The 12,033-nt window shown below is 66.1% G+C and carries 12 protein-coding genes; 4 read left to right on the top strand and 8 right to left on the bottom strand.

Annotated features, from left to right (window positions below; genetic code table 11):
* Positions 1-216: 216 nt before the first annotated feature.
* Positions 217-615, bottom strand: coding sequence for a hypothetical protein (locus tag JW958_09145; GenBank protein MBN1826420.1), 399 nt, complete (start codon positions 613-615; stop codon positions 217-219).
* 9 nt (positions 616-624) lie between these two features.
* On the bottom strand, positions 625-2,442 hold the full coding sequence (locus JW958_09140) for a carbamoyltransferase (protein MBN1826419.1): 1,818 nt from the start codon (positions 2,440-2,442) through the stop codon (positions 625-627).
* Between the two features lie 264 nt (positions 2,443-2,706).
* On the opposite strand from JW958_09140, the gene JW958_09135 reads away from it, so the two are divergent.
* Complete coding sequence (locus JW958_09135) at positions 2,707-3,249, top strand: hydrolase (GenBank protein MBN1826418.1); 543 nt, start codon at positions 2,707-2,709, stop codon at positions 3,247-3,249.
* A gap of 11 nt (positions 3,250-3,260) precedes the next feature.
* On the opposite strand, the gene JW958_09130 is transcribed toward JW958_09135, so the two are convergent.
* A complete protein-coding gene (locus JW958_09130; GenBank protein ID MBN1826417.1) occupies positions 3,261-3,884 on the bottom strand; it encodes a site-2 protease family protein in 624 nt (207 codons plus the stop codon).
* Positions 3,885-4,037: 153 nt separating this feature from the next.
* Here JW958_09130 and JW958_09125 point away from each other — a divergent pair, with 153 nt between their 5' ends.
* The 3 genes from JW958_09125 to JW958_09115 all read left to right on the top strand — a co-directional run bounded on the left by JW958_09125 (position 4,038) and on the right by JW958_09115 (position 5,978).
* Positions 4,038-4,652 (top strand): YigZ family protein, encoded by a 615-nt coding sequence (locus tag JW958_09125; protein MBN1826416.1) that lies wholly within the window; start codon positions 4,038-4,040, stop codon positions 4,650-4,652.
* 91 nt (positions 4,653-4,743) lie between these two features.
* Positions 4,744-5,238, top strand: coding sequence for an RNA polymerase sigma factor (locus JW958_09120; GenBank protein ID MBN1826415.1), 495 nt, complete (start codon positions 4,744-4,746; stop codon positions 5,236-5,238).
* A complete protein-coding gene (locus JW958_09115) occupies positions 5,235-5,978 on the top strand; it encodes a hypothetical protein (protein ID MBN1826414.1) in 744 nt (247 codons plus the stop codon). The genes JW958_09120 and JW958_09115 overlap by 4 nt, the downstream gene beginning before the upstream one ends.
* Before the next feature lie 138 nt (positions 5,979-6,116).
* Here the strand turns inward: JW958_09115 and JW958_09110 are convergent, their stop codons facing one another.
* The 5 genes from JW958_09110 to JW958_09090 all read right to left on the bottom strand — a co-directional run bounded on the left by JW958_09110 (position 6,117) and on the right by JW958_09090 (position 11,907).
* Positions 6,117-6,290, bottom strand: a complete 174-nt coding sequence (locus tag JW958_09110; protein ID MBN1826413.1) for a 4Fe-4S binding protein — start codon at positions 6,288-6,290, stop codon at positions 6,117-6,119.
* A 212-nt stretch (positions 6,291-6,502) separates the two neighbouring features.
* Positions 6,503-7,417, bottom strand: coding sequence for a PD40 domain-containing protein (locus JW958_09105; protein MBN1826412.1), 915 nt, complete (start codon positions 7,415-7,417; stop codon positions 6,503-6,505).
* 171 nt (positions 7,418-7,588) lie between these two features.
* Positions 7,589-8,752, bottom strand: a complete 1,164-nt coding sequence (locus JW958_09100) for a VWA domain-containing protein (GenBank protein ID MBN1826411.1) — start codon at positions 8,750-8,752, stop codon at positions 7,589-7,591.
* Positions 8,753-8,842: 90 nt separating this feature from the next.
* The gene (locus tag JW958_09095) at positions 8,843-10,471 is read right to left on the bottom strand and encodes a sodium:solute symporter (GenBank protein ID MBN1826410.1); all 1,629 of its coding nucleotides are present in this window, start codon (positions 10,469-10,471) and stop codon (positions 8,843-8,845) included.
* Between the two features lie 185 nt (positions 10,472-10,656).
* Positions 10,657-11,907 (bottom strand): beta-lactamase family protein, encoded by a 1,251-nt coding sequence (locus tag JW958_09090; GenBank protein MBN1826409.1) that lies wholly within the window; start codon positions 11,905-11,907, stop codon positions 10,657-10,659.
* Positions 11,908-12,033: the final 126 nt, after the last annotated feature.

Raw genomic sequence — 12,033 nt, 5'->3', positions numbered from 1 at the left:
GGGGCGGGCGGAGGTGGGTCGGCGAGCGAGAAGAGGGAGGATGCAGAGCATCCGGACCGTGCCCCGAAGGGAGACCGGCGGGGGAAGAGAATGAATCGATACCGATTCCAAGCGCCCCGGACTCCGAGAGGGATACCCCGTCCGTCCCTCTCCCCCCACCGTGCCCCGAAGGGAGAACGGCGGAGGAAGGGGCCGCGCCGCGGCCGAAACCCACCTCTAGAACTGCCGCTCGTACCGCTTTTTATCGAAAGGTTCCTTCGGGCGGGGATTCCAGTACGACTCCGCGGAACGATCGATCTTCCTGGAAAGGAGATCCTTTCCGAAAAGTCGCAGGAGAAGCCCGATGGGGGTGAAGACGACGTAGAAAAGTAGAATCAGGATGAGCCGCGTGTTGAACCAGCCGAGGGCGTGGGCCACCTTCATCAGAAGCCAGTGCGTGGGGCGGAGCGCCGCCGGGAGAAAGGCGAGCGAGAGCAGCGCGTAGGCGACCAAAGCGTAGAGCACGCGCGCCGAAACCGGGTGTCCCCTCCAGAGACGGATCGTCGCGATCGCCCCTAAAAAGACCGCCATCGCGATCCCGAACTTGCGCAGCTCCCTCCGCGTCGGCGCCGCCATCGCTCCCCTCTAATCCAGCTCGAACTCGGACCGCCAGTCCGAGTCCTCCTCGAGCGGTTTCTGCTCGCTCTTGTCGAGCAGGTAGTTGCCCATCACCAGGTAATCCATCTCGGTCCGCATAAAACAGGTGAAGGCGTGCTCCGGCGTGCAGACGATCGGCTCGCCGCGCACGTTGAAAGAGGTGTTGATAATCACCGGGCAACCGGTTTTGGCTCGGAAGGTGTCGATGAGACGATGGTATCGAGGATTCGTCTCTTTCTCCACCGTCTGGATCCGCGCCGAATAATCGACGTGCGTTACCGCCGGGATCTCCGAGCGGGGAACGTTCAGCTTGGCGATTCCGAAGAGGCGCTTTTCCCCGTCGGTCATGTCGATCCGCCGCTCCTTCCGCACCGGCGCCACCAGAAGCATGTAAGGGCTCGGCCTGTCGATCTCGAACCAGTCGCTCACCCGCTCCGCCAGCGCCGTCGGCGCGAAGGGACGGAAGGATTCGCGGTATTTGATCTTCAGGTTCATCACCGACTGCATCTTCCCGGAGCGTGAGTCGCCCAGGATCGAGCGGTCGCCGAGGGCGCGCGGCCCGAACTCCATCCGCCCCTGGAACCAACCGAGCACCTTCTCGCCGGCGATCAGATCGGCGGCGCGATCGAAAAGCTCGTCGTCCTCCAGCCGGTGGTAGGGAGCGCCCACGCCTTCCAGAAAGGCGCGGATCTCCCCGTCGTCGAACCCGGGACCGTAATAAGAACCGTTTTGCGAGTCCCGGCCCGGCGTGACGGTCCGCCCATTCTCCAGGTAGCGGTGCCAGACGAAGAGTGCCGCGCCGAGGGCGCCTCCCGCGTCTCCCGCCGCCGGCTGGATCCATATGTCCTCGAAGAGCCCCTCCCGCAGAATCCTCCCGTTGGCGACGCAGTTGAGCGCCACGCCCCCAGCGAGACAGAGGTGCTTCAACCCCGTCTCCCGGCGCACATGGCGCGCCATCCGCGTCATCGCCATCTCCGTCACCTCCTGCACCGACCGGGCGAGGTCCATCTCGCGCTGGGTGAGGGCGCTCTCGGGGCGGCGCGCCGGCCCGCCGAACAGCTCCTCGAAACGACGGCCGGTCATGGAGAGGCCGGAGAGATAGTTGAAATATTTCATATCGAGACGGAAGCTGCCGTCCTCTTTGAGGTCGATCAGCTTGTCCAGGATGACGTCCACGTATTTCGGCTCGCCGTAGGGGGCGAGGCCCATCACCTTGTACTCGCCGGAGTTCACCTTGAAACCGGTGAAGTAGGTGAAGGCGGAGTAGAGAAGCCCGATGGAATGCGGGAAGTGGATCTCCTTGTCGATGGCCACCGTGTTCCCGCGGCCCGCGCCGTAGCTGGTCGTGGTCCACTCGCCCACGCCGTCGATGGTGAGGAAGGCCGCTTCCTCGAAGGGGGACGGGTAGAAGGCGGAGGCGGCGTGCGACTCGTGATGATCCACGAAGAGGACCTCTCCCGCGTAGCCGAGTTCCTTCCGGATCGTCTCCTTCATGAAGAGCTTCTCTTTCAGCCAGAGAGGGACCGCCTTGATGAGCGACCGGACGCCGAGGGGCGCGGTCATCAGGTAGGTTTCCAGGATCCGCTCGAACTTGGTGAAGGGACGGTCGTAGAAGACCACGTAGTCCAGGTCGGCGGCGGTGATCCCCGCTTCGCGGAGACAGTAGGCGACGGCGTCGCTCGGGAAGCGAAAATCGTGCTTCTTCCGGCTGAAGCGCTCCTGCTGGGCGGCGGCGACCACCTCGCCGTCCCGCACCAGGCAGGCGGCGCTGTCGTGGTAGAACGCCGAAATCCCCAGGATGTGAATCGCGCCCATGATGCGGCTCCTCGTCTCGATCCCCCCGCTCCCTTCCTCGTATCGACAAGGGGACGGCCGGACCGGACCTTTCTTAAGTGTATTCTATTAAGGGGATTCACGGAAGCGCTTCCGGCCGGGGAATGACGGCTCCGGCGACGACCGGCCGGGGCGAAGAAGGCGGGTTCGGGGGGGCGTTCGCCGCCCGCGCGGGCGCTCCCGTGGACCGGACCGGACCGATCCCTTACCATGGGGGAAAATCAGGGAAGGAGCCCCATGATGCTGGAGAGAGAAAAATCCCTTCTGGTGGTGATCGACGTGCAGGAGCGCCTGCTCCCCGTTATGTCCGACCCGGATCGCGTGCTCGATCGCGCGGTGCGGGCGGTGAAAGGGTGCGCCGCGCTCGGCGTCCCGATCCTCGTCACCGAACAGGTGCCGGCGGCGCTCGGACCCACGGTGGAGGCGCTCCGGGAGGCGCTCGAACCGTACGAACCGATCACCAAGGACAGCTTCTCCTGCTGCGGCGAACGCGCCTTCGTGGAGGCGGTGGACCGGATCGACCCGCGCGAAGTGCTCCTCTCGGGGATCGAAAGCCATGTTTGCGTCTTCCAAACCGCGCGGGCCCTCATCGAAGCGGGCCGCCGCGTGCACATTCTTTCCGACGCCGTCGACTCCCGGGATCCGGAGAACCGCGCCGTCGCCCTCCGGCGGATGGAGAAGGAAGGGGCGATCCCGAGCAGCGTGGAGATGGCGCTCTTCGAGATGCTGAAAGGGGCGTCGGCGCCGGAGTTTCGAAAAATCGTGAAGATCGTCAAGTAGGACGGATGGCCCTAGAAGCCGAGAAAGAGCCGGGTGAAGAAGAGATAGATCGGGCTGATCACGAAACGGAAGAATCCGACGTAGAGAAGCCCGAAGATGATGAACATCCCGTACGGCTCGAGCTGGGCGAGCACGCGGCGGAGGCCGACCGGCGCGAAGGGGATGATCACCCGCGAGCCGTCCAGCGGCGGGATCGGAACCATGTTGAAGACGGCGAGGATGATGTTGATCGCCACGCCGTAGACGAGCATTGTGGCCACGAAACCGGGGCCGGTGATCCAGCCGAGGGCGACCGCGACTCGGAAGGTGATCGCCGCGAGCACCGCCAGGATGATGTTCGCCCCGGGGCCGGCGGCGCCGACCAATCCGATTCCCACGCGCGGGTTCCGGAAATTGCGCGGGTCGATGGGCACCGGCTTCGCCCAGCCGAAGAGGACCGGGCTCTGCACGATCATCAGGAAGAGGGGAAGCAGGATCGTTCCGAAGATGTCGATGTGCGGGATCAGATTGAAGGTGAGGCGCCCCGCGTCGCGCGCCGTCGGATCGCCGTTCTTGAGCGCCATCCATCCGTGGGCGATCTCGTGCAACACGATGGAGAAGAGAAGCACGAACAACTTGGGTAGCGCCTCGATCATGACAACCTCCCGGAATCCCATAAAAAATAAGGCTCTAGAGCCGTTTGCGCAAGGGGAACCCGCGCGGCCGGCCGGAGCGCGCGGCGGAAGGCCGGCCATCACGCCCCCCCCGCCGCTCGGTACGCCCGCGGCGGCCGCGCCATGGAGGTCCTCGTGAACGACCCCGACGTTTATACGGTGCTCGCCTCCGAAGGGTTCGCCGAAATCAAGGTGAAGGGATCCCGTTTTCTCGGATTCGCCTTTCCGATCCGCGACGCCGGGGAGGGAGCGGCGCGCGTCGAGACGCTCCGGAAAAAATACCACGACGCCACCCACGTCTGTTTCGGCTGGCGGATCGGCCACGGCGGGGGATACGAGCAGAAGGCGGCGGACGCGGGGGAACCCTTCGGCACCGCCGGCACGCCGATCGTACACGCCCTCGAACGGGTCGGAACAAGCGACGCCGCCGTCGCGGTGGTCCGCTACTTCGGGGGGGTGAAGCTCGGCACGGGCGGACTGATCCGCGCCTACGGCGAGTGCGCCCGCGAGGCGATCGACTCCGCGACGCGAACGACGCGCACCCTCCGCGCTCCCCTCGCCGTCCTCTTCCCCTACGCGCACGCCGGCGCCGTACTCCGTCTCGCCGAGAAGCACGGCGCCCGGACCGACGGGTCCGATTACGCCGAAGAGATCCGCCTCCTCCTCGCCGTCCCGGCGAGCCGCGTGGAACGCCTGAAGGAACAACTGATCGAGGCGACCGCGGGGGCCGTCCGTTTTCCGGGGGAGTGAGGCCGGAACGCCTCTCCCCTTTTTCCCGCGACCGCGTCGCTTCTTCGCGCGTCTAACCATCGGAACCGCTCGTCGACGAGAAAGGACCGGCTTGCGCGAATTCGAAGAACGATTGTCCGAGATCTATCCGGGCGCGATGCGTTTCGCCCGCGGCCTGGAGGGATCGGAGACCGACGGCGACGACCTGCTGCAGGACGCGCTTCTGCGCGCCTGGCGGGCGTACCCGAAGCTCCGCGATCCGGATCGATTCCCGGCGTGGCTCTACGCGATCATTCGCAACACCCACAGGAGCCGGGCGCGTAAGCGTGCGATTCGAAGGTGGATCTCCCTGGACCACGCCGCCGAGCGGCCGGCGCCGGAGGGAATCCCCTTCGAGGAGAAGGACGCGGTCCGGCGCGCCCTCGCCCGGCTTCCGCTCCCCGAGAGGGAGGCGATCCTCCTCTACGAGGTGGTCGGGATGCCGGTGAGCGGGGTCGCCCGCCATCAGGGAGTGACCGAGTCCGCGGTGAAGAGCAGGCTCGCCCGGGGCCGGGAACGTCTCCGGAAGACCTATGAACGGATGAACCGAGCGGGAGGGGCGAAATGAAACCGAACGATCCGATCGAGCGGGGGCTCCGGCGGCTCGCCGAGGAGACCCCTCCTCCCGGTCACATGACACGGACGCTCGCCGCAGCGCGCGCGGGCGTCCGGAGGAGAGAGAGAATGAACCGTCTGTTCGGACGAACCGCGATGGCCGGCGTCTTCGCGTGCGTCCTTCTGCTCGTTCTCGTTTTCATCCCCGTCTCCTACGATCTTCGCGTCGGAAGCGTCGTCGAGGCGGAGCTGGTCCCCGACTTCGGCCGGAGTCCGGAAGAGTTGGACCGCGCCCTTTTCCTCATCCAGGAGAGGATCAGCCGCGCGGAGGGCATCGTTCGCGGGCGCGCCGAACGGATCGAGGACCGCGTCGCGGTGCGGCTCCTCGCCGCTCGTGGACCGGTGGAAGCACAGGCGATCATCGACGGGATGATCGACAAGGAAACCGGGCTCCGGCGGACGGCGCTCGAAGTCAAGGAGCTGAAGATCCGCCTCGGCGGAAACGTGCTCGCCTGGGCCTCGGGCGGGCGGATCCGGATCAACGTCCGGGGGGCCACCGCCGAGGAGCTGGAGGAGGCGATCCGCGAGGAGTTGGCCCGCCAGGGGCTGGAGGCTTCCGAGGTTCACGTCGAAACGAGCGGAGACGGGAACATCACGACCGTCGAGATCACGACCCCCGAGGGCTCGGCCCCGGAAGGGGAAGGAAACGGCGAGGTGACCATCGATCTCCAGATGACCCTGGAGGAAGAGTAGAGATCCGGACGGCCGGCGCCGGGGCGTCGCCGAAACGCGAAAAAACGACGGGGGGACGGACCGCGCGGTCCGCCCCCCTTTTTCTCGTTCGCCCGGCCGGCCGCCTGCCGGGATGTTCCGGGCGCTCCTCGGCGCTTCTCAGTCGCCGGGGCTGATCGCCTCGACCGGGCACTCCTCGGCGCAGGCGCCGCAGTCGGTGCACAGATCGGGGTCGATCATGTACTGGTCATCGCCTTCGCTGATCGCTTCGACCGGGCAAACCGGCTCACAGGATCCGCACTTCGTGCACTCATCGGAGATCACGTACGCCATCTCTTCTCTCTCCTCCGTAATTATCCGGATTATCCGGTTGTGGCGTTCGCCGCCGGCCCTCTCGGGAATCGGCCGGCTGCCGTAAACAGTATACGGCATATTATGCGGCCCGAAACCCCGGGCAAGAAAAAAATAGAACTCTTATTATCACAACCGGTTGCGGGCGCGGACGGACCGGGGGCGGACACCGTTTCGGGATCTTTTCGGGGCGATCAACGATCCGCGGTCTCCGCCTCCCGCCTCAATCCATTGAGAAACGAAGCATCGATTCCATAAATATCACCGTCACCGCCCACGATCCGCGTGAAGAAGAGGATCCTCCCGTCCGGCGAGAGGGAAGCGCACATCTCCGTCTCCGGCGTGTTGATCGGCGGGCCGAGGGGAAGGGCACCGGTCCACTCCCCGTCCCGGTCCCGGAAAGAAACGAAGAAATCCATGTTCCGGACCCCGTCGCCCCGGTCCGCGTCGAAGAGAAGGAGGCTCCCCTCCGGCGCGACATAGGGGTGCGCGCCGGGACGGGGGGCGTTCACCGCATCGCCGAGAAGCTCCGGCAGTCCCGCTCCCTCCGGTCCGGGACGGGAGACGCGAATTCCTTTTTTCGTAAAGTACAGGTTTCCCTCCCGGTCCGGGCAGACGCCCATGGCGAAGCCGTCGTTGAGCGGCGCATCGAGATAGCGAGGCTCGGACCACCCCTCCCCTTCTCGGTCCACGCACCAGACCGGGCCCTTCCAACGCGCCTTCTCCGGTGCCGGCCGGTCGGAGACGTAGTAGAGCCTCGATCCGTCCGGCGTGATCATCGGCTCCATCTCCCCTTCGGGCGAGGCGAAGGACGCCGGCACCGGCGCGGTCCACCCTTTCTCGGTCGACCGGGTAAAGAGGATCCGGTTGGGCCCGGGATCGATCCGGCGGGTGAAGTAGTACTCCCCTCCGTCCGGCGTGAAGCATCCGGCGAACTCGAAGGCGGCGGTGGAGACCACGCCGGGCGCGAACACCACCGGCCGGTCCGCCGGGGGATCCCATTCGAGATAGGAGAACATCCCGGGAGCGGCGTCCCCCGCCGCGGCGGGGATCGCGGCGGTCGCCGCGAGAAGAAGGACGCAGGCCACGGCCGATCGCTTGTTCCCCATCCTTTTTCCTCCATGAGCGGTCCGGTCGATCGCGGTGGGACGAAAGGGGCGGTTCTGGACGGGGATACGCCCCGGAAGCAAGGACGGGAGAAGGAAGCGAAGGAACCAATAAAAAAGGGCGGCGGCACCGTTCGATTCGATCCCGCCGCCCTCGATTTTCCTTTCCCGCGCTTACTCCACGACCACCTCGCGCCGGAATTCCATCTCATCGGTCAGATCGACATCGGAGAAGCGGAACTCTTTCTTGGTGTCGTAATCGACGACGAGGATTTCGTACACGCCGGGTAGAACCGTGAAAGTCGCCCGGCCGCCAATCGACGTGTCCCCCATCTTCAGCCGTTCACCCTTCCCGTCGAAGAGGATCACGTCGCCGTAGCGGGACTCGCCGGAGGCGCCGTCCCGGAGCGCGATCTCGATGGTCCGCTCAGCGAAGATCGCCCGGCGGACGGTGACGTCCGTCTCCACCACCTCCACGCCCCGGAACCAGATCTCGTCGCCCGTCTCGTAGCTCTCCACCCGGATGTCGTAGGTCCCCTCCGGCACGAAGGCCCGTCCTCGGTTGCCGAGGGAGTTGTCCCCGGAGGCGACCGGCGCGGATTCGTCCCCGGCGGGAAAGACGTCCCAGTCCATGTACACGCTGCTGCCGGTGTCGTTCACCGCGGTGATTTCCAGATTGTGGGCGAGGGAGCGGGCCACGATCCGGTCGAAGGCGGCGGCGAGTTCCTCCGTGTTCCCCGCGCCGACGAGGAGGCCGCCGGACGGCTCGACGATGCAACGAAGGGTCGCGAGGGCGTTCTCGTCCAGTCCGAATCCGACCACGTGCGTTTTGGTGACCACCCCCGATTCACTCAATTTCCGCGCCGCCTCGCAGGGGTCGCCGTCGCAGCTTTCCAGCCCGTCCGTGATGAGTACGACGACCTTCCGGCCCGGCGCGTCCGCGCGGAAATCGTCGATCGCTTCGAGCAGCGAATAGGTGATCGGCGTTTTCCCCTTCGGATTGACCTCGTCGATGAAGGCCCGGAGCGCCCCGGCGTCCACCGGCCCGATGGGGAGGACCAGCTCCGAATCGTCGCAGCTCTTGGTCCGGTGCCCATACACCCGGAGTCCCACCTCGATGTTCTGCCGAGTCGCCAGATCGTCCACGATCCGCCCCATCGCCTCCCGGGCCATGGCGATCTTCTTCACTCCGCCGATCTCTCCCCACATGCTCCCGGAGGCGTCGAAGATCAGCTCGATCTGCGTCGCCGGTTCCTGCGCCTGGATCGTTCCGAAGAAGAAAAGAGTCGCGGCCAGTGCGGCGATCGCGTGAAACACGTCATGTGAAAACCGTTTCATGGTTCCTTCCTTTTATACGCCGGGATCGATGGTGATGCCTTCATTTTGCCGGAGACCCCGGTTTCCCGCAACACCGGATCCGCCCCGGCTCTACCCGCGAAAGTAGATCCAGATCGCGGCGACGGCGGCGACCAGGACCACGCTCCATGCTAGATCCCTCCGGCGCCGGGCCGGGTGGGACGCGCGCAATCCGAGCGACCCCTCCCCCTCGGCGGCGGTGGCGAAGGTGAGCCCCGCGAGACGCCGGCGCTCGGGCGCGGCGGTCGCCAGGCTGACCAGGACGAGCACCGCCCCGCAGACGAGAAACAGGTAGAAGGCGAAGTGGAGGAAGTTGATCCGCGCGTAGCGGAGCAGAGGACCGCCGAGTCTGTCCGCGTTCAGCTCCGTGACGAGCCGCGCCGCGCCGAGCAGAAAACCGGTGAGCAGCGTGACGATCGCCCCGCGCGCGTTGGCGCGCCGCCAAAACACGCCGACGAGAAAGACGGCGGCGATGGGAGGCGCGATGTAGGCCTGTACGCTCTGCAGATACTTGTAGAGCTGCCCCGAGATGTTCCGCATCAGCGGGATCCAGAGGATGCCGAGGACGACGAGAAAGATCGTCGAGATCTGGCCGACCAGCACGAGCCGCTTCTCCGGCGTGTCGGGGCGGAGCTTTTTATACAGGTCCCAAGTGATCAGCGTGGAGCAGGAATTGAAGACCGAGGAGAGGCTGCTCATCAGCGCCGCCAGCAATCCCGCGACGACCACCCCTTTGAGACCGACCGGGAGGAGCGCGCCGATCAGCACCGGAAGCGCTTCGTCGGAGCGGCCGAGGGCGATGCGGCCCGATCCGGCGAGGGCGGTGGCGATCACGCCGGGGACGACGAAGAGGAAGAGGGGGAGGAGCTTCAGAAAACCGCCGAAGAGGCTGCCGCGCCGCGCGTCGTCGATCCCGCGCGCCGAAAGGACCCTCTGCACGATGTACTGGTCGGTGCACCAATACCAGACGCCCAGAATCGGCGCGCCGAGAAGGATCCCCGTCCAGGGGAAATCGGGGTCCGACGCCGGCTTCCATATGTCGAAGAATCCCGCCGGCACGGCGCTCCGAAGCGCCCCCCAACCGCCCAGTTCCGCCAGTCCGATCAGGGTCACCGTGGCCGACCCGCCGATCAACACGAAGGCCTGCAGGAGATCGGTGTAGAGCACCGCCCGGAGACCGCCGAAGACGGTGTAGATCCCGGTCGCGATCACCACGATCAGCGCGCCCGTCCAAAAGTCGACGCCCATCAGGCTCTGGAAAACGATCCCGCCGGCGGCGATGGTGACGCTGATCTTGGTGAGCACGTAGCCGAGGACGGAGACGGCGGCGAGGTACCAGCGCGAGGCGGGCGAGTAGCGCCTCTCCAGGAACTCCGGCATGGTGTAGACTCCGCTCTTCACATAGAAAGGAACGAAGACCCAGCCGAGGAGAAGCAGGATCAGGCACGCGAGCACCTCGAACTGGCCGACGGCGACGCCGCTGTCCGCGCCGGTGCCGGCGAGCCCGACCAGGTGTTCCGATCCGATGTTGGACGCGAAGAGAGAGGCGCCGATGATGAACCAGCCCGCGTTCCGTCCGGCGAGAAAGTAGCCCGCCGACGTCTCCCGCGTCCCCTTCTCCCGCGTGGTCGCCCAGATCGCCACGCCGAACACCAAAACGAAATAGAGCCCGATCACGAACCAGTCGAGATTGCCGAGCATGGGGTTCGTCCTCCATCGTTCACGCGGATTCCGCGGTCTTCGTCGCGCTTCGACGCGAGAATCTTAGCGGATTCGCGGGCGATTCCCAGGAGGAAAAGCGCCGGCGGGGCGCCGGCCGGAAACGGCGCGGGCGCCGCACCGGCGCCGGATCGTGCCCGTGCGTTCCGTGAGTGTCGGGGGGCGCGTCAGCTCGATTGAACCCGAATGCTCGGCCAATCATAAATGGAAGCGATGGCGCACAGAACTTCGAAGGAGAGTTCGAGGCCACGCACGCCGTTCGTCATGACCACCGCTCCCTGGCCGGTTTCCGGAAAGCCGAAGTAAAAACAGGTCGCCCCCGGCATGTTATGACCGGGATGACAAAAACAGGGGCCGTGGTCGGTCTGCAGAAGAAAAACGCCCAAGCCCTGCGCGGCGAATCCCAGAAATCCGTCCGGCGAGAAGCGTCGCTCCGCGGAAAATGCGGCCCGAACGATCCGCGGCGAGAGCAATCCCGCCGTTTCGCCGCGGTAGCAGGCGGACATCTCGGCGATGAGGCGGGCGAGGTCCGCCGGCGTCGTGCGGAGACCGCCGTGCGCGAGAGCGCCGGGGAAAAGCGCCGATTCCAACGGCTCGCCGTCGGCTCCGTGATGCCGCGGGAAATCGGATCCGCGCGCGCCGCCGGCCTCCGTTTCGTAGCCGCTCCTCTCCATGCCGAGCGGGAGAAAGACCTCGTCCTCCATCAGCTCCGGAAAGGGTTTCCCGCCCGCTTCCTCGAGGAGCAGCTGGAGAATGACATATCCCATGTTGGAGTATTGGTGCATCGAACCCGGGATGAACTCGACGGCGGCGGCCGTGTTCACCGCGGGTCTTTCCCCGCGAAGAACCTGCGCCGTCGTCGGCGCGCTCCCCGGCTCGACCGAGAACCCGCCGTCTGGGCGGTTGATCCCGGCGGTGTGGGTGAGAAGACGGCGAACCGTCACCTTGTGCGCGCCTGTGTGCTCGTTCTCCGGCGCATTCCAAGAGGTGAGAAGTGTATTCACGTCGGCGTCGATGTCGAGCAAACCACGATCGACGAAGCGAAGCACCGCCACGGCCGTGACCGCCTTGCTCGCCGAAGCCGCCTCGAACCGGGTGAGCCGGGTGACGGGGGCTTCGCGGCCCGCCTCGAGCACGCCGTATCCCTCCGCCCACGCGACGGCGCCGTCCTGGACCACGGCGATCCCCAAGCCGGGCACGCCGTAGTGCGCCATGCGCGCCAAAAGACCCGCGGTGGGGAGCGCCGCGCCGAGGGTGTCCCAGGGCACGCCTTCCTGGAACCCATTCAATTCCAGGGCGGGCAACCCCCGTTCCACGGCGGATTTGAGATCGATCGGCGACCGGTCCGCTTCCGACGCGGTCGCGGCGACGAGGACCAGAATGGAAGAGGCGATCAGAGAGCGGGCGCGCTTGCGCATTCCGTGTACCTCCCGAAACGTGTGGTCGATCGTCCGACTCTTTCTCCGCGCTCTTCGCCTATGAACGGAGGACCGCCGCCCACGAGTCCAAAGGAAACGAGCCGCAACGCCCTAGACGAAGATTCT

The organism is Candidatus Eisenbacteria bacterium, from assembly GCA_016930695.1.
Lineage (GTDB): Bacteria > Orphanbacterota > Orphanbacteria > Orphanbacterales > Orphanbacteraceae > JAFGGD01.
This window is presented reverse-complemented; position numbering and strand designations above follow the sequence as displayed.